The sequence below is a fragment of the Methylobacterium sp. ME121 genome, assembly GCF_000974725.1.
GTDB lineage: Bacteria > Pseudomonadota > Alphaproteobacteria > Rhizobiales > Beijerinckiaceae > Methylobacterium > Methylobacterium radiotolerans.
In genome coordinates this window covers 16,330-33,289 of sequence record NZ_BBUX01000007.1, presented here as the reverse complement: position 1 = coordinate 33,289, position 16,960 = coordinate 16,330, and the positions used below count along the sequence as shown (strand labels likewise).

Annotated in this window: 18 protein-coding genes; 10 read left to right on the top strand and 8 right to left on the bottom strand. The window is 73.8% G+C overall.

The window, feature by feature from the left end; all coding sequences use genetic code 11:
• Positions 1-2: 2 nt before the first annotated feature.
• Positions 3-446, bottom strand: coding sequence for an iron-sulfur cluster assembly scaffold protein (locus ME121_RS07610; protein WP_024828685.1), 444 nt, complete (start codon positions 444-446; stop codon positions 3-5).
• Positions 447-833: 387 nt separating this feature from the next.
• Here ME121_RS07610 and folE point away from each other — a divergent pair, with 387 nt between their 5' ends.
• The 4 genes from folE (at position 834) to ME121_RS07590 (ending at position 4,597) form a co-directional block, all read left to right on the top strand.
• Positions 834-1,505: a GTP cyclohydrolase I FolE gene (gene folE, locus ME121_RS07605; protein ID WP_483308907.1), complete on the top strand. Its 672-nt coding sequence runs from the start codon at positions 834-836 to the stop codon at positions 1,503-1,505.
• Between the two features lie 29 nt (positions 1,506-1,534).
• Complete coding sequence (gene hisI, locus ME121_RS07600; RefSeq protein ID WP_012321557.1) at positions 1,535-1,957, top strand: phosphoribosyl-AMP cyclohydrolase; 423 nt, start codon at positions 1,535-1,537, stop codon at positions 1,955-1,957.
• Entirely contained in the window at positions 1,954-2,937 is a 984-nt protein-coding gene (locus ME121_RS07595) for a patatin-like phospholipase family protein (protein ID WP_012321556.1), read from the top strand. Before hisI ends, ME121_RS07595 begins: the two co-directional genes overlap by 4 nt.
• Positions 2,938-3,025: 88 nt before the next feature.
• Positions 3,026-4,597 (top strand): alkaline phosphatase D family protein, encoded by a 1,572-nt coding sequence (locus ME121_RS07590; protein WP_012321555.1) that lies wholly within the window; start codon positions 3,026-3,028, stop codon positions 4,595-4,597.
• A gap of 251 nt (positions 4,598-4,848) precedes the next feature.
• Here ME121_RS07590 and ME121_RS07585 read toward each other — a convergent pair whose 3' ends face one another.
• Both ME121_RS07585 and ME121_RS07580 read right to left on the bottom strand, forming a co-directional pair.
• Positions 4,849-5,280 (bottom strand): CBS domain-containing protein, encoded by a 432-nt coding sequence (locus ME121_RS07585; protein ID WP_012321554.1) that lies wholly within the window; start codon positions 5,278-5,280, stop codon positions 4,849-4,851.
• A gap of 150 nt (positions 5,281-5,430) precedes the next feature.
• The gene (locus ME121_RS07580) at positions 5,431-6,252 is read right to left on the bottom strand and encodes a rhomboid family intramembrane serine protease (protein ID WP_058606240.1); all 822 of its coding nucleotides are present in this window, start codon (positions 6,250-6,252) and stop codon (positions 5,431-5,433) included.
• A 347-nt stretch (positions 6,253-6,599) separates the two neighbouring features.
• Between ME121_RS07580 and ME121_RS07575 the strand changes: the two genes are divergently transcribed.
• Both ME121_RS07575 and ME121_RS07570 read left to right on the top strand, forming a co-directional pair.
• Positions 6,600-7,199 (top strand): PAS domain-containing protein, encoded by a 600-nt coding sequence (locus ME121_RS07575; RefSeq protein WP_012321552.1) that lies wholly within the window; start codon positions 6,600-6,602, stop codon positions 7,197-7,199.
• A gap of 230 nt (positions 7,200-7,429) precedes the next feature.
• Entirely contained in the window at positions 7,430-8,071 is a 642-nt protein-coding gene (locus tag ME121_RS07570) for a PilZ domain-containing protein (protein ID WP_024828689.1), read from the top strand.
• Between the two features lie 27 nt (positions 8,072-8,098).
• Here ME121_RS07570 and ME121_RS07565 read toward each other — a convergent pair whose 3' ends face one another.
• Together ME121_RS07565 and ME121_RS07560 are read right to left on the bottom strand one after the other, a co-directional pair.
• Positions 8,099-8,680 carry an SCO family protein gene (locus tag ME121_RS07565; RefSeq protein ID WP_012321550.1) on the bottom strand — a complete coding sequence of 194 codons (582 nt, stop codon included), beginning with the start codon at positions 8,678-8,680 and terminating at the stop codon, positions 8,099-8,101.
• A 105-nt stretch (positions 8,681-8,785) separates the two neighbouring features.
• Positions 8,786-9,289 (bottom strand): PRC-barrel domain-containing protein, encoded by a 504-nt coding sequence (locus ME121_RS07560; protein WP_012321549.1) that lies wholly within the window; start codon positions 9,287-9,289, stop codon positions 8,786-8,788.
• Positions 9,290-9,465: 176 nt separating this feature from the next.
• On the opposite strand from ME121_RS07560, the gene ME121_RS07555 reads away from it, so the two are divergent.
• The 4 genes from ME121_RS07555 to ME121_RS07540 all read left to right on the top strand — a co-directional run bounded on the left by ME121_RS07555 (position 9,466) and on the right by ME121_RS07540 (position 12,551).
• Entirely contained in the window at positions 9,466-9,915 is a 450-nt protein-coding gene (locus ME121_RS07555) for a tRNA (cytidine(34)-2'-O)-methyltransferase (RefSeq protein WP_024828690.1), read from the top strand.
• 205 nt (positions 9,916-10,120) lie between these two features.
• Positions 10,121-11,548, top strand: coding sequence for a protein adenylyltransferase SelO (locus ME121_RS07550; RefSeq protein ID WP_059408606.1), 1,428 nt, complete (start codon positions 10,121-10,123; stop codon positions 11,546-11,548).
• 400 nt (positions 11,549-11,948) lie between these two features.
• Complete coding sequence (locus tag ME121_RS07545; protein ID WP_012321546.1) at positions 11,949-12,176, top strand: hypothetical protein; 228 nt, start codon at positions 11,949-11,951, stop codon at positions 12,174-12,176.
• A gap of 18 nt (positions 12,177-12,194) precedes the next feature.
• The gene (locus ME121_RS07540; RefSeq protein ID WP_012321545.1) at positions 12,195-12,551 is read left to right on the top strand and encodes a hypothetical protein; all 357 of its coding nucleotides are present in this window, start codon (positions 12,195-12,197) and stop codon (positions 12,549-12,551) included.
• Here ME121_RS07540 and ME121_RS07535 read toward each other — a convergent pair.
• From ME121_RS07535 to gpmI, 3 genes are all read right to left on the bottom strand, one after another.
• Positions 12,487-13,728 carry a GNAT family N-acetyltransferase gene (locus ME121_RS07535; RefSeq protein WP_059408605.1) on the bottom strand — a complete coding sequence of 414 codons (1,242 nt, stop codon included), beginning with the start codon at positions 13,726-13,728 and terminating at the stop codon, positions 12,487-12,489. The two genes, ME121_RS07540 and ME121_RS07535, sit on opposite strands and share 65 nt — an antisense overlap.
• Positions 13,729-13,738: 10 nt before the next feature.
• The gene (locus tag ME121_RS07530) at positions 13,739-15,154 is read right to left on the bottom strand and encodes a lipopolysaccharide biosynthesis protein (protein ID WP_024828693.1); all 1,416 of its coding nucleotides are present in this window, start codon (positions 15,152-15,154) and stop codon (positions 13,739-13,741) included.
• Between the two features lie 126 nt (positions 15,155-15,280).
• Entirely contained in the window at positions 15,281-16,792 is a 1,512-nt protein-coding gene (gene gpmI / locus ME121_RS07525; RefSeq protein WP_041372804.1) for a 2,3-bisphosphoglycerate-independent phosphoglycerate mutase, read from the bottom strand.
• Positions 16,793-16,960: the final 168 nt, after the last annotated feature.

Here is a 16,960-nt window from a genome sequence, read left to right as displayed (position 1 = left end):
CGTCAGGCGGCCTGCCGCTTGGCGGCGATCTGGTCGAGGGCGTCCACCACCGCGTCGAAGGTCAGGAGCGTCGAGGCGTGGCGCGCCTTGAAGTCCCGCACCGGCTCGAGCACCGCGAGGTCGGACCACGCGCCGTCGGGCGCCGGACCGTTCTCCTTGAGCATGGACCGCATGGTCTCGCGGACGCCGCGCAGCTCCTCCGCGCTGGCGCCGACCACGTGCCGGCCCATCAGCGACGAGGAGGCCTGCCCGAGGGCGCAGGCCCGGACCTCCTGGGCGAAATCCGCGACCCGGCCGTCCTCGCCCAGGACGAGGTCGACCGTCACGGTCGAGCCGCACAGGCGGGAATGGGCCGTGGCGGTCGCGTCCGGATTCTCGAGCCGGCCGAGCCGGGGGATGTCGGCGGCGAGTTCCAGGATACGGCGGTTGTAGATGTCGTCGAGCATCGGGTCCTCGGCCGGAGGCACAATGTCCATCGGGACTCTGCCGCGTGCGACGCGCATTGCGCGTTGCCCCGCGAACGATGATATAGGCGCGATGCGGCCGCTTCGCGAGGAGGCGGGCCGTCGACCAGGGTCGCGCCCACGGCCACGGTGGTTCCCACGGCCTTTCGTCCATCCCGGGGCGCCGGCTTGAAACCTTTTCGAGCCCGGGATCTTCCCTCGAACGCCCGACGCGATCCGACGATGTACGCCAAGCCCGACAGCACCCCGATGAAATCCCGCATCGCGCGGGCCGGAGATGCCATGGATGCCGCGCTCAAATCCTTGTCCTACCAGGGTGACGGCCAGGGTTTCGACCGGAACGGGATCGAGGGGCAAGGTCTGAACGGCATGCGCAATGACAATCGGCCCGCCGATGACGGGCGGCCCGTCGAGGTGGCGCCCGAGCCGGCCTCCGCGACCCGCGTCCCGGACGGGATCGAGACCGGCCGCCCGAGCCGCGCCGAGGCCGAGGCCGCCGTCCGCACCCTCCTGCGCTGGGCCGGCGACGACCCGACCCGCGAGGGTCTGCTCGACACCCCGGCCCGGGTCACCAAGGCCTACGAGCAGCTGTTCGGCGGCTACGCGGTCGACGCCGAGAAGTTGCTGGAGCGCGTCTTCGAGGAGGTCGAGGGCTACTCGGACATCGTGCTGGTGCGCGACATCCCGTTCCACTCCCACTGCGAGCACCACATGGTGCCGTTCATGGGGCTCGCCCACATCGCCTACTATCCGACCCGGGGCGTGGTCGGCCTGTCGAAGCTCGCCCGCGTGGTCGACACCTTCGCCCGCCGCCTGCAGACGCAGGAGACCATGACCGCCCAGATCGCCGACGTGATCGAGAGCATCCTCAAGCCCCGCGGCGTCGCCGTGATGGTGGAGGCCGAGCATCTCTGCATGGCGATGCGCGGCGTCCAGAAGGCCGGCGTCTCGACCATCACGAGCCAGTTCCGCGGCGTCTTCAAGGACAACGCCAACGAGCAGGTCCGCTTCCTGACCCTGGTGCGCGGCGGCGCCAAGTAGCTCCGACGAGCGAGCCGGATCACCCTGCCATGACCGCGCGCGACATCGCCTTCGATCCCCCCGGCACCCGCGCCGAGGTCGAGGAGGGCGCGGCCCTCACGCCGCGCTTCGACCGCGACGGCCTCGTCGCCTGCATCGCGGTGGACGCGCGGGACGGGCAGGTGCTGATGCTCGCCCACATGAACGCCGAATCGCTGGCGCGCACCCTCGAGACCGGCGAGGCGTGGTACTGGTCGCGCTCGCGCCGGGAACTCTGGCACAAGGGGGCGACCAGCGGCCAGATCCAGCGCATCGTCGAGATGCGGGTCGACTGCGACCAGGACGCCCTGCTGATCCGCGTCGAGGTCGGCGGCGACGGCGGCTGCTGCCACACCGGCCGGCGCGACTGCTTCTACCGCAGCGTCGTCCGGGAGGCGGACGGCCGGGTGGTCCTGAAAGCCGCCGGGCGATGAGCCGCCCTCTTGCCACCCGGTGGCAAGACGAGTCCGCCGACCCGCATTTCCCGCCCGGAACCGTCGAGCCGCTCCGGCCGCCGCCGAGCCCCGGTCCGCTCGTCGGGCTCGCCCTCGGGGGCGGCTCGGCCCGGGGCTGGGCGCATATCGGGGTGATCCGCGCCCTGGAGGAGGCCGGCATCCACCCGTCCGTGGTGGCGGGCTGCTCCATCGGCGCCGTGGTCGGCGCCTGCTACGCGGCCGGGCGCCTCGACCGGCTCGAGGCCTTCGCCCGGGCGCTGACCCGGCGCCGGGTCGTCGGGCTCATCGATCCCCGCCTGCCGGGCTCCGGGCTGATCGCCGGCAACCGCCTCCGCCAGCGCCTCGCCGCCGATCTCGGCGAGCGCCGGATCGAGACGCTGCCGGTCCGCTTCGGCTGCGTCGCCACCGAGTACGGCACCGGCCACGAGGTCAGCCTGACCGCGGGCCCGGCGGTGGACGCGGTGCGCGCCTCCTACGCGATCCCCGGCCTGTTCCCGCCGGTGGCCCATGACGGCCGCGTGCTGATGGACGGGACACTGGTCAACCCGGTGCCGGTGGCGCTCGCCCGCGCGCTCGGAGCCGACTTGGTCATCTGCGTGAACCTCAACGGCGACACCGGCGGACCGGTGGTGCGCGAGGCACCGCACCCGCCCCCGCGCCGGGGCTTCCTGCAGGGGGTGCGCGGGCGCCTGCCGGGCTTCGACCGGCCGGAGCCCGAGATCGCCGTGCCGGGCATCGCCCGGGTGGTGCTCGACGCCTTCAACACCACGCAGGACCGGATCTCGCGGGCGCGGCTGGAGCGCGACCCGCCGGACGTGGCCATCGGCCCGGATCTCGCCGCCTTCGGGCTGTTCGACTTCCACCGGGCCGCGGAGGGCATCGCCCTCGGGCACCGCGCCGCCCGCGCCGCCCTGCCCCGGATCCGGGCCGTGCTGGAGGGTGCGGCCGCGCGGGCCTGAAAGGTCCGGGCGCGCCCCTTCGGAGGAGGCCGTCATCCGGCTGTCGTGGCCGCCTGCGATGGGCGCCGTGCATGCTGGAGGACCTCCAATGTATACGAGTCGCCGTCAGATCCTGCTGTCCGGAGGCGCGGGCCTCGTCGGGCTGGCCTCGGGCCTCGGACGGCCCGGCCTGAGCCGCGCCGCCGACCGGCCGGTCCTGACCCACGGTCTCCAGTCGGGCGATGTCGGCACCGACTCGGCGGTGGTCTGGGCCCGGTCCGACCGGCCCGCCCGGGCGATCGTCGAGTGGGCGACCACCGAGAGCTTCGCCGACATCCGCGGCGGCGTCTTCGCCGACGCCCTGCCGGAGACCGACGGCACCGTGAAGGTGGCGCTGACCGGGCTGCCGGCCGGCCAGGACGTGTTCTACCGGGTCCGCCTGGAAGACGTCGCCGCGCCGACCATCGTCGGACCGGCCCAGGTCGGGCGGTTCCGGACCGCGCCGGCGGACCGGCGCTCGGTGTCGTTCTGCTGGTCGGGCGACACGGCGGGCCAGGGCTGGGGCATCGACGAGGCCCGTGGCGGCATGACGATCTACTCCGCCATCCTGAAGAACCGGCCGGACTTCTTCATCCATTCCGGCGACACGATCTACGCCGACGGGCCGATCCAGTCCGAGGTGAAGCTCCCCGACGGCAGCCTGTGGCGCAACCGGGTGACCGAGGAGGTCGCCAAGCCCGCCGAGACGCTCGCGGAGTTCCGGGGCCGGCACAAGTACAACCTCACCGACCGGAACGTGCTGGCGATGAACGCCGCCGTGCCGATCCTGGCGCAGTGGGACGACCACGAGGTCACCAACAACTGGTGGCCGGGCGAGCCCCTCACCCGGGCCGAGCACCTGAAGAAGAAGTACGCCGACCCGAACGTGCTGGCCCTGCAGCTGCGGGCGGCGAAGGCCTTCCACGAGTACATGCCGATGCGCTTCGAGCCGTCGGAGCCCGGCCGGGTCTACCGCAAGATCGGCTACGGCCCGCTGGTCGACGTGTTCATGCTCGACATGCGCTCCTACCGGGGGCCGAACGGCGAGAACCGGCAGACGGCGTACGGGCCCGAGTCCCACTTCCTCGGGCCGCAGCAGATCGCGTGGCTGAAGCGGGCGCTGCTCGAATCCCGGGCCACCTGGAAGGTGATCGCCGCCGACATGCCGCTCGGCCTCGTGGTCACCTACGACACGGACCGCAACTTCGGCTCCGAGGCGGTGGCGCAGGGCGACGGCCCGCCCCTCGGGCGCGAACTGGAGATCGCCGACCTCCTGCGCTTCATCAAGAGCGCGGGCATCCGCAACACGGTCTGGCTCACGGCCGACGTGCACTACACGGCCGCCCACTACTACGACCCCGACAAGGCGCAGTTCCAGGATTTCGAGCCGTTCTGGGAGTTCGTCTCCGGGCCGCTGCACGCGGGCACCTTCGGGCCGAACGCGCTGGACAACACGTTCGGGCCGCAGCTGCGCTACGTGAAGGCGCCCGACAAGGGGCAGGTGAACCTGTCGCCGGCCGCCGGCTACCAGTTCTTCGGCCACGTGGCGGTGGACGGTCGGACCGAGCAGATGACCGTGACCCTCAAGGACGCGGCCGACACCGACCTCTGGCACGTCACGCTCGATCCCGTGAAGGCCTGAGTCGGACCGCGGGTGATACGGGCTCGCGATGTCGGCCTGCTGGCCCGTCGACGCGAAGGGGCGCGGGTCCCCTCTCCCGTGCGGGAGAGGGACAGGGTGAGGGGTGCGACCGCTCCGGAAAGACCTGATCCCTCACCCCAACCCTCTCCCGCACGGGAGAGGGAGCGCGTCGCGCCCCGGCCCCGGCGGCCTGCCCAGAACCGGCGAGGCCCGGGGGCGGAGGGCGAGAGAGACGCGCGGTTCCGGCGCCGCTACGCCATCGTGATGTAGTCGCGCAGGGCCTGGTGCTCGGCCTCGACGGTGGCGATCTTGCGCGCCACCACGTCGCCGATCGACACGAGGCCGATCAGCCGCCCGTCCTCGCAGACCGGCACGTGGCGGAAGCGCCCGTCGGTCATCAGCGTCATGACCTCCTCGATCGTCGCGCTCCGGCCGCAGGTCGTGACCTCCGCGGTCATGTGCGCCGAGACCGGCGCGTCGAAGGCCGAGCCCCCGTGCCGGGCGAGCGCCCGCATGATGTCCCGCTCGGAGATGATGCCCGCCACCGTCCCGTCGGCCTGGGCGACCACGAGGGCGCCGATGCGCTTGTCGGCGAGGATCTGGATCACCTCATCGAGGGTCTTGTCGGGGCCCACGGTGACGACGGAGCTGCCCTTCTCGGCGAGGATGCGTGCGACGGTCATGGCTCTCTCCCTATGTGACGCGTCCGGTGCGCCGTCAGCCCGCGGCGCCCTGATGGCGTTCTCGGCCGGGTTGGCCCGGCTCGTTCACATTGTGGCGAGTGTGTGACCGATCCGGCCGGATGGCAAGGTGCCGGGCGCCGGGGCCGGGACTCAGTGCCGGCGCGGCTCCCGGGGATCCACCAGGGGGAACAGGAAGAAGCCCGCGATGAAGCCGCCGAGATGCGCGTCCCAGGCGATGGCGGCGTTCTCGCCGACGAGCGGCACGCTGACGAGGCCGAAGAGCAGGTTGGTCAGGAGCCAGATCACCAGGAACGACACCGCGGTGCGGTTGCGCAGCAGCTCCGGGATCGTCTCGGCGGGCCGGGGCGGCGGCACCTGCCAGGCCGGCGCGCCGTAGCCGGAGACCGGCGGCTGGAACACGAACCGGGCGGCGGCCGCCATCAGGGCGGAGATCCCCGCCGAGGCGCCGACCAGCGGTCCCGCGCTCAGCGGGTCGATCAGGATGTGGAGAAGCCCGCCGGCCGCCGTGCCGGCCAGCGCGAGCACGCACCAGCGCAGGGCGCCGCAGCGGCGCGCCACCGGGGCTCCGAAGGCCGCGAGCCAGACGCTGTTGAAGATCACGTGCATCCACGAGCCGTGCAGCAGCCCGTAGGTGACGAGCGTCCAGGGCTGGAGCGCGTGCTCGCCCACGATGTAGCGGGCGAAGGCCTCGCGGGCGGCCTCCAGGCCGGGATCGCCCGTATCGGCGGCGGCGCGGATCACCTCGGAGGCCCGGCCGGGATCGAACCAGAGGGTCCAGCGCGCCGGCACCAGCGCGAGGTCCAGGACCAGGCGGATGTCCCAGGTGTCCGGCAGCAGGAACTCGCGGACCGCCTGGATCGCCAGGAGCAGCCCGATCGACGCGGTGACGATGCCCGGCATGTTGAACACGGGCACGCGGCTCTGCCGCGGGAAATCGGGGGAGGCATCCATCGCGGCACCATGTCGGGGTGCGGCGCGATGGGGCAAGCCCCGGCGACGTATTGAAGCTCGCGAAGACCGGCCGGATACCGGTCCGCCACACCGGACCGGCCCGTCTCCGAGCCGGATCCACCGCGGGCAACCGCGGCGGGCCCGGCGGGGTGCGACGATTGTGTCGCCGGCCACGACGCGCTACCCCCCGCCCGGTGCGTCGCCGGTGGCCCGGCGACGCGCGGGTGCGGGGCCGGCACGGCCCGTGCGCCCGGACGCGGTGAACGCCCGGATCGGCCGGTCGCATCCCCGCGGATGTGCCAGAATGATCCGGGGATGAACCACAGGCGTTGAGAATCGGGACACCGATGAAGCATCCCACCAGCCGCATGCTCCATGCCTATTGGGAGCGCCTGCGCGGAGAACGGGCCGCGCCGGAACGCGCCGAGATCGAGCCGGGCGAGATCCGGCACCTTCTCGCCGACAGCCTGATCCTGGAGCTCGACATGCCGAGCCGCTCGGCGAGCATCCGGCTCGCGGGGACGCGGGTCTGCGCCCTGTACGGCCGCGAGCTGAAGGGCGAGCCCTTCGCCCGGCTGTGGGGCTCCCGGGCGACGGATCCGTGGCGGATCGTCGAGATCGTGGCCAGCGACACCCTCGGCGTCGTGGCGGGCCTGCGCGGGACCAACGCGGCCGGCGAGGCGGCGGATCTCGAACTCCTGCTCCTGCCCCTGCGCCACCGCGGCCGGACGCAGGTCCGCGCCCTCGGCACCCTCAGCCTCGACGGCGCGCCGCACTGGCTCGGCCTGCGCCCGCTGGTGGAGGCCGAGACCACCTCCCTGCGCATCCTGCCGAGCCGCCGGACCGAGCCGGTCCCGCCCGCCCGCACCGCCGTGCGCACGAGCGCGGGCTATCCCGGCCCGGTCCGCCACGGCCACCTCCTCGTCCATGCCGGCGGGCGCGCCTGAGAACCGTATTCGTCCAAGGTTACGCCCGGGCCGCACCGGCCAGTTCGATCGAATCAGCGCGCGCGCCCGCGAAAATCTTCGGCGCACAAGTCGATCGCGCGCGCCGCGACGGCGCTCGATAGTGGATGTTTCTACAAGGCCGATAGACCGCGAGACAGGAAAAAAGGGTTTCGTAACAGTCCGCGCCTAGTCTGCACCGGCCATTCTCCCGGCGCAGGACCAAACTCGGAATGATCGCGGTCGCGGCCACCGCTGGAACTGATCTGCGCGGCCTCGCCGCCGAGCCGGCGCGCGGCGCCGCCGACCAGCGCCGCCACCAGCGCGTGCGGGTCGCCGTGCTCGGCCGCTACATGCTGGCCGACCGCCGGGAATATCCCTGTCAGACCGTGGACATGTCACCGGGCGGCGTGCGGCTGACCTGCGCGGTCAAGGGCGAGGTCGGCGAGCGCGTGGTGCTCTACCTGGAGCATATCGGCCGGATCGAGGGCGTCGTCGCCCGCACCTGCCCGGACGGGTTCGCGGTCCAGCTCAACGCCACCTCCCGCAAGCGCGACAAGCTCGCCTCCCAGCTCACCTGGCTGGCGAACCGGGAGATGCTGGGCCTGCCGGAGGGACGCTCGCACGAGCGCCTCGTGCCGACCAACACGGCGGTCGTCCTGCGCGTCGAGGGCGGCCGCGAGATCCGGGCGCGCCTCATCGACATCTCGATGTCGGGCGTGGCGATCTCCTGCCCGGTGCCGCTGCCCCTCGGCGCCGCCGTCACGGTGGGCAGCACGCCGGGACGGCTGGTGCGCTACTTCGAGGGCGGCTTCGGCGTGCAGTTCCTGCTGCCGCTCTCCCCCGACCGCTTCCACGCCGGGATGACGCTCTGACGCGCCTCCGGCCGGACCGGCCCGCGGTCAGATCTTCTTGGCGAGCTGCGCGGCGACCTCGTCGGCCGGCCGGGTCAGGTCGAGGGCGCCGACGAAGCGGTTCTGCGCGTCCATGACGTAGACGAGCGCGGTGTGCTCCATCGTGTAGTCCCCGTCCTTGGCCGGAACCTTGCGGGCGTAGGCCCGGTACGCCTTCTCGGTGGCGGTGACCTGCTCGGGCGTGCCGGTGAGGCCGGTGATGCGCGGGTCGAAGCTCGACAGGTAGGTCTTGAGGCTCGCCGGATCGTCCCGCTCGGGATCGACCGTGACGAAGGCGACCCGCATGGTCTTGCCCTTCGGGCCCAGGGCGGCCAGCACGTCGGAGATCTGCTGCAGGGTGGTCGGGCACACGTCCGGGCAGTGGGTGAAGCCGAAGAACACGAGGTGCGTCGCGCCGGCGAAGTCGCGCTCGGTGACGGTGCGGCCGTCCTGGTTCACCAGCGTGAACGGGCCGCCGACGCTCGGCACGCCCACCGGCGCCTTGTCGGGCAGGAACGCGAACACCGCCGCCCCGGTGAGGCCGACGAGGCCGAGGCAGAAGGCGACAAGCGGGACGAGGGCGCGGCGCATGGGACGGGTTCCGACCTCCGGGGGAGGCCGGCACAGCACACAACGGCGCGCGGAGGCAAGCCGGCGCGGTGCCGCCGGCCGCCCGGCGCCGCGCCGGCGCGACCGCTACGGCTTCGACGCCGGCTCCCCCGCGGGGCTCGCCGGGGCGGCGCCCTTCGGCGGCTCCTTGCCGAGATAGACGTATTCCGGCGCCGCCCGGAGCTGATCCTTGGTCGTGTCGATCCGCGCCTGGAGGGTCTTGCCGTCGGTGCGGTCGAGCTTGAGCACGGACGGGTCGACCGCGACGTATTTCGAGCCGATCCCCAGGAAGCCGCCGACCCCGATGATCCAGGCCTTCACGGCGCCCTTCTGGTCGAGGACGAAATCCGCGATCTGCCCGATCGTCTCGTTGGCGCCGTTGACGACGCTGGAGCCGATCAGCTTGCTGGCGACCATGTCGTCGGGGGTCTGCGCCACGAAGGTCGGGCGCAGGTTGTCGGCCATGGTGGCGGGCGCACCGGGAACCGGGGTCGCGGCGCTGCCGCCGTCCGGCTTGGCGCCGTCGGTCTGCGCCGAGGCGGTGGCGAGGCCGGCCAGCAGGAGGGCCGAGGCGAGGAGCGGGGTGCGCATCGGAGCAGGTCTTTCAGAGAGGCCGAACACGGGGTGGCGCCGCCTCAAGGTTCTGGCGGGGCTTAAGTTCCGCGCGGTCTCGGCGCCGGCCGGGGCTGCCGCGGCGGTTTGCCGGCTGCGCGTCGGCGCGGCGCGCCTTTGACGGCCGGGCCCGCGCCCCGCACAAGGCCGGCGCCATGCTCCGCCTCGCCCTCTACCAGCCCGACATTCCCCAGAACACCGGCACGATGCTGCGCATGGCCGCCTGCCTCGGGCTGGCGGTGGAGATCGTGGAGCCCGCGGGCTTCGACGTCTCGGACCGCCACCTGCGGCGCTCGGGCCTCGACTACCTCGACCACGTGGCGATCACCCGGCACCGCTCGTTCGCGGCCTTCGCGGCGTGGCGGGCCGAGGCCGGGATCCGGCTCGTCCTCGCCACCACGGCGGGCGCCGTACCCTACACGGACTTCGCCTTCCGCCCGGACGATTGCCTGATGGTCGGGCGCGAATCCGCCGGCGTGCCGGAGGCGGTGCACGCGGCGGCCGACGCGCGGATCGTGGTGCCGATCCGGCCGGGCCTGCGCTCGCTCAACGTCGCGGTCGCGGCCGCGATGATCGCCGGCGAGGCCCTGCGTCAGGTGGGCTGACCGCCGCCGAAGACAGCGCGCACGATGACGGCTTCCCGCCGTTTTCGCGAGCGGACGGAAGCGATCCAGGGCCGCGCGCCCTCCGTGACCGGGGCGCCGGCTGGCTTGCTCCGCTCCGCTCGCAAGGACGGAAACCGCAACGGATCCCGTTCCGCCGGCTTGGTAGGACGTGGTCTACCTTCCGACTGGAGAGACGCGCCGCCGCATGGACGACATCGCCTTCACGCCTTCCCGGCGCCACGCCGATCTCGGGCCCGCCTTCTTCGATCCCGTCACCCCGGCCCGGTTCCCGCGGACCATCCTGCGCTACCGCAATCAGGCCTGGGCGGAGCGGGTCGGCCTGGGCAACCTGTCCGACGAAGCGTGGATCGCCCATTTCGGCCGGTTCGAGCCCTTACCGGGCAGCTTCGAGACGCCGCTGGCCCTGCGCTACCACGGCCATCAGTTCCGCTCCTACAATCCGGACCTCGGCGACGGGCGCGGCTTCCTGTTCGCGCAGCTGCACGACCGGCTGGACGGGCGCCTCCTCGACCTCGGCACCAAGGGCAGCGGCACGACGCCCTGGTCGCGCGGGGCCGACGGGCGGCTCACCCTCAAGGGCGGGGTGCGCGAGGTGCTGGCCACCGCCCTCCTGGAGGCGCAGGGCGTCTACACCTCGAAGAGCTTCAGCCTGATCGAGACCGGCGAGGACCTCGTGCGCGGCGACGAGCCCTCGCCGGCGCGCTCCTCGGTGCTGGTGCGCCTGTCCCACGGCCATATCCGCATCGGGACCTTCCAGCGCTTCCTGGCGCTCGGCGAGCCGGACAACATCGCCCGGCTCCTCGACCACGCGATCGCGACCCACCGGCCGGAACTCTGGCGCGACGGCGCGGAGGATCGCGCCGTCGCCTTCCTGGACGACGTGGTCGCCCGGGTCGCCCGGATGGGGGCGCAGTGGGCGGCGGCCGGCTTCGTCCACGGGGTGCTCAACAGCGACAACATCAACGTCACCGGCGAGAGCTTCGATTACGGGCCGTGGCGCTTCCTGCCGCACTTCGACCCGGACTTCACGGCCGCCTACTTCGACGAGACCGGGCTCTACAGCTTCGGCCGCCAGCCGGAGGCGCTGTTCTGGAACCTCGCCCGGCTCGCCGACTGCCTGCTGGTGCTGGCCCCCCAGGCGCGCCTCGAAACCGCCCTCTCGAACTTCGGCCCGGCCCTGCAGGAGGCGTTCGCCGAGGCGCTGTTCCGCCGGCTCGGCCTCGCCGCGGCGCCGCGGCCGGAGACCGACCGGCTGGTCTCGGCGGTCTGGCGGTTCCTCGCCGAGACGCGGGCGCCCTTCGAGCGGTTCTTCTTCGACTGGTACGGCGGCCGCGCCAGCGCCGGGCGGGCGGAGGCCGGGCCGGCCGCCGCGCAGTACCGGTCCGAGGCCTTCGCGCCGGTGCGGGCCGCGCTGGAGCCACTCGCGCCCGCCCCGGGGGCGCGGCTCGACCACCCCTACTTCGCGGAGGCGCCCTGCACGCTCCTGATCGACGAGGTGGAGGCGTTGTGGGCGCCCATCGCCGCGGCCGACGACTGGTCCCTGTTCGAGGCCAAGCTCGAAGCGGTGGCCCGGATGGCCGAGGCCTGCGGGACGGTGCCCGCCTCGGCCTGAGCGGCCTCCTCCTCGGCGAGTCGCCGGCGCTCCTCGGCGTAGCCCCCCGCGATGGCGAGATCGACCAGGCGCCGGGTCAGCCGGAAGGCCAGCCAGAACAGGGCGAGGCAGAGCAGGGTCGCTGCGGCGGCCTTGAGCGGGTCCACGGGGTTGCTCCGGTGATGTCTCCTCGGGCGGAGCGGTCCTCTTAGGGCCGCGGCGGGCCGCGGGGCAATTGGCCTTCGTGCCGAGATCGAGCCTGCGGCGCGGCGCCCAGGAATCGCCGCGCGGCGCCCCGACAGCGCGGCGCGGTCAGCCCGCGCGGGGCGCCGAACCCGGTATCCGACCGGAACATGCTATGGCGGCCGCCGGCCGGATCCCGATATCCGGCGCTGAACGTCCCTCGATCAGGCGGATACCCGTGCGCGAGACCTTCCACATCGAAGTCCTCGGACCGGAGCCGGACGAGATCCAGACGCGGATCTCCGTGCGGGTCGGCAGCCTGGAGAGCGCGCAGGAACGGGCCCTGCGGCTGTTCGCCCGCGCGCGGGTGCCGCAGCGCTCGGGCGAGCCGGCCGAGGCCGTCCGGGTGATCGACGGCGCCGGCCGCGAGGTGTTCTATCGGACGCGCTTCGACGTGGGGGATTGAGGCGTCCGGAGCCCGCCGATGCGCACAGCCCTGATCCTGCCGATCCTCGTCCTCGCGGCCTGCGCGCTGTTCCTGCGCAGCTACACCCTGCCGCCGGCCCCGGACCGCCGGGGCGGCACCACGCTCCTCCTGACCTGGCCGAACCGCCCGGCCTTCGGCAGCCCCCGGGCCGACTGCCTCGCCGGACCGCCCGACGGGCCGGTCCTGCCCTGCCTCGTCGCCTCCGTCGCCCGGGCGCGCGACGACGGGTACGCGCTGCTGCAGCTGCCGTTCTGCGCGACCTGCTACGACCTGTCCGGGCGGATCGCCGTCATGGGCCGCGACGCGGCGGCGACGCGGGCGCGGCTGGAGCAGATCGCCCGCTTCGGATGGTGACGCGGGCCCGGGCGACGCCCTCCCGGGCCCGCTCCAGGATCCGGGCCACCGGGAACAGCGGATCGCGGCCCGCCTCCACCAGGAGATGGGCGATCGGCCGGCGCGCGGACCAGAAGGTGGTGCCGAGGGCGAAGCCCGGCGGCGCGCAGGAATCGATCCGGTCGATCGGCCAGTCGCCCGCGGCCACCGCCTCGGTCAGCCGGTGGACGAGCTGGACGCCCGGCGCGGTCTCCGGCCGCGTCTCGTCGTTGGCGATCTTCAGAACCCAGGCCTCCCGGCCGGTGACCGGCAGGATCAGGGAGGCCAGGAGCCGGTCGCCCCGGCGCAGGCGCGCGATCCGCACGCCGTCCGCGGCCCCGCGATCGGCCCCGAGATCGGCACTGAGATCGGCCAGCGCGGCGCGCAGGAACGCGACCTCCGCCGGCCGCTGCGCCAGGCTCGTGCCGGCCTCCCCCTTCCAGCCGGCGGCCTCGAGGGCGACGTGGGCCTCGAGGGCCGGGCCGAGGGCGTCGGGCGCGGCGAGGATGTCGAAGGTCACGGGCCCCGCAGCCTCCAGCCGCGCGCGGGCGCGGCGGAGCTTGCGGCGGCGCTGCCCGGAGAGGTGCCCGAGATAGGCGGCCCGCGCCTCTGGCCCGAGTCCGGTCAGGTCGAGCAGCCCGCGGTCGTGCGGCCAGAAGGCGGCGCGGCGCCCGCCCCGCGCCGCCAGGAGCTCCGGCAGGGGGCCGTCGGCCGGGGCGTTCGGCAGGAGGAGGCGCGGCGGCAGGCCGAGGGCGCCCGGCGCAGCGAGCAGCCCCGCCAGGGCGGCCTCCGGGGCGGTGCCGTCGAGGAGCGGCGCCCCGAACGGGGCGTAGCCGTGAGTCCAGCCCATGAGCAGCGGCAGCGGCACGCCCCAGCGGCGGCGCGACGGCCGGAACGGCCAAGCGGCGACGAGCCGGGCCCCGGCGGCCTCGGGGGGCCGGTCGGCGACGAGGAGGAGCCGGACGCCCGCCCCGAACGCGTCGCGGGCCGCCAGGGCGTAGCCCGCCTCGTAGAACGGGTTCCGGATCAGGGATGCCGGGCCCAGGGCCCGCCAGGCCGGGACCCAGGGCGCCGCCCCGTCGAGGGGCCGGACCGCCGCCACGAGGCCCCCGGGAAGCGCGGCCGTGTCCGATGGGGTGCCTGACGTGGGGCCTGCCATCGCGGGACCGTCAGGCCGCGAGACGGTGACGGATCGCGCCGGCGAAGCCGAGCACGTCGTAGCGCCACGCCGTCACCCCGGCGACGGCGGCGAGCAGGACGAGGCGCAGGGCCTGTCCCGGCGGCAGCAGGCCGCCGGGGACCAGGGCGATGCCGGCATTCACCGCGCCGCAGGCCAGCGCGATCCCGGCGATGCCGGCCATGTCGGCGAGCGGCAGCGGCATCGTCGTGCCGGTCCGGCGGGCGCCGAGCACCAGCACGAGGCAGGCCGCGCTCTGGCCGCCCGCGAAGGCGAGCGCCGCCCCGGCGGCGCCGAAGCGCGGGATCAGCAGGAGCGACAGCGCCGCGACGGTGGCGAGGGTCGCGAAGGCGGCGGCCGCCTCCAGGCCGCTGGAGCGGGCGAAGTAGATCACCTGCCCGAAATAGTAGGCGCGGAACATCATCAGGATGCTCGCCAGGATCAGCACCGGGGCGAGCTCGCGCGCCTCGGCCCGGTAGTCGGGCCCGAGCAGCACCGCCACGACCAGATCGTCGAAGCACAGGAAGAACACCGCCCCGAAGGCCGCGATCAGCGTCATGGCCCGGGCGGCGTCGCGCAGCACCCCGGAGGCCGCCGCCATCCCGCCGACCCGCGCCTCGCGCTTGGCGATCGAGATCAGCGACAGGGCGATCGCCTCGCCGAACACGATGAAGCTCTGCTTCAGGAAGTCGGCCAGGGCCCCGTAGGCGCCGAGCCCCGCCGGCCCCACCGTCTTGGCGATGATCAGCCGGTCGAGGCTCTGGGCGAGCGCCGCCGTCCCGAAGGACAGCACCAGCGGCCAGCCGTAGGCGAACAACCGCAGGGCCTCCGCCCGGCTGCCGCGGCCGGGCATCATCGGGGCGATCGTGGCGGCGGCCGGGAGCGACGCCAGGGCGTTCGCGGCCGCCACCGCGCAGGCGAGGTGCAGGGGATCCTGCGAGAGGTGCAGCGCCAGGCTGCCGAGGGCCAGGATCAGGACGGCGCGGCTCATCACCGAGGCCGCCACCGCCCCGGCCCGCAGGCGGGTCCGGGCGATCTCGGTGGAGCCCTCGAACAGGGTGGTCCCGAAGGCCAGCGCCAGGATCGCGGCCGCCATCCGCGCCGGCATCAGGCCGAGGGCGGCGGCGAGCGCGCTGCCGAGCCCGGCGAGGAGCAGCGTGCCGCCCAGGATCCGCACCACGGTGCCGACCTGCGCGGGCTCGCGCGCCTCGTCGTAGAGGGCGAAGAACGCGAATTTCGGCCACTGGCAGGTCGCCCCGTAGAGCACGAGTGCCCAGGACAGGACGTACAGGTAGGTGCCGTAGCTCTCCACCGGCGCGAGCCGCGTGAACACCGCCACGGAGGCCATGTTCAGGGCGGCCGCGAAGCCCCGGGAGCCGACGTAGATCAGGCTGTGCCGGGCGATCATGTCCTAGAACCGGTCAGACGCACCACGACCTCGCACCACGCTGGGACAGACCGGCCCGTGGCGGGAGGTAACGCAGGGACGGCGCGCATGACAGCCCGGCCGTTGCAGGCGGCGTGCCGCCGGCCCTCAGCCCTGGCCCCGCGGGCGGATCAGCGACGTGCCGGTCATCTCGGCCGGCTGGTCCAGTCCCATCAGGTCGAGGAGCGTCGGCGCCACGTCGGCGAGCCGTCCGTCGGCCAGGGTCACGCCGTCGACGCCGACGAGCGCGGCGGGCACCGGGTTGAGGGTGTGGGCGGTGTGGGGCTCGCCGGTCTCGGGATCGCGCATCATCTCGCAATTGCCGTGATCGGCGGTCACCAGCAGCGCCCCGCCCTGGGCCGTCACCGCCTCGACGACGCGGCCGAGGCAGGTGTCGACGGTCTCCACCGCCTTCACGGCCGCCGCGAGGCTGCCGGTATGGCCGACCATGTCGGGGTTGGCGAAGTTCAGGATGATGAGGTCGTAGCGCCCGGAGCCGATCGCCTCCACGGCGCGGTCGGTGAGCTCCGGCGCCGACATCTCCGGCTGCAGGTCGTAGGTCGCGACCTTCGGCGAGGGCACGAGGACCGCGTCCTGCCCCGCGAAGGGCTCCTCGCGGCCGCCGTTCATGAAGTAGGTGACGTGCGGGTACTTCTCGGTCTCGGCCATGCGCAGCTGCGCGCGCCCGGCCCGGGCCACGGTCTCGCCGAGGCCGTTGGGCAGGTCGAGGGCCCCGAACAGGGTCTCGGCGAAGGCGTCGATCTCGACGCTGTACTGGACGATCCCCAGGGCGGCGGCGAACCGAACCGCGCGCGCGCGCTCGAAGCCCGCGAAGGCCGGGTCGAGGAGCGCCTCCAGGATCTGCCGGGTCCGGTCGGCGCGGAAGTTGAAGCTCAGGATGCCGTCGCCGTCCCGCATGCCGGCATAGTCGCCGATGATCGCGGGCTGCATGAACTCGTCGGACACGTCCTGCGCGTAGGACGCGGCGACGGCCTGCCCGGCCCGCTCGAACCGGGTTCCCCGCGCCTCCGTGAGGGCGTCGTAGGCTCTCTGGACCCGCTCCCAGCGCCGGTCGCGGTCCATCCCGAAATAGCGGCCGCACAGGGTGGCGATGCGGGCGCCCTTCGGGAGGGCCGCCTCGACGTCGGCGATGCAGGCGGCGGCGGAGCGGGGCGGCATGTCGCGCCCGTCGGTGAAGCCGTGGAGCCGGACCGGGATGCCGGCCGTCGTCAGCGCGCGCGCCAGCGCCACGGCGTGGTCCTGGTGCGCGTGGACGCCGCCGGGCGACAGCAGGCCGACGAGGTGGCAGGTTCCCCCCGACGCGCGCAGCGCCTCGATGAACCGGATCAGGGCCGGGTTCCGGGCGAGGGAGCCGTCGGCGACCGCCGCGTCGATCCGCGGCAGGTCCTGCAGGACCACCCGGCCCGCGCCGATATTGAGGTGGCCGACTTCGGAATTGCCCATCTGACCCTCGGGCAGGCCGACATCGGCGCCGAAGGTCTTCAGCCGCGCCCGGGGACGCTCCCGCATCAGCGCGTCGAAGACCGGGGTCCTGGCCTGGTGGACGGCGTTGTCGGCCACGGCGTCCCGCAGACCCCAGCCGTCGAGGATCACGAGCATCACGGGACGCGGGGTACTGTCGGGCACGGTCACAACTCTCCTGGGCTGCCGCGCGCGGCGCGCGGCCGGTCTCCGGGCCCTCTGCGCGGCCGGATCGTTGCGCGTGTCGATAATCGCCTTGGCCGCGCGAGACCACCGCCCCGAAGGGCCAACGGGCGACGGATGCGT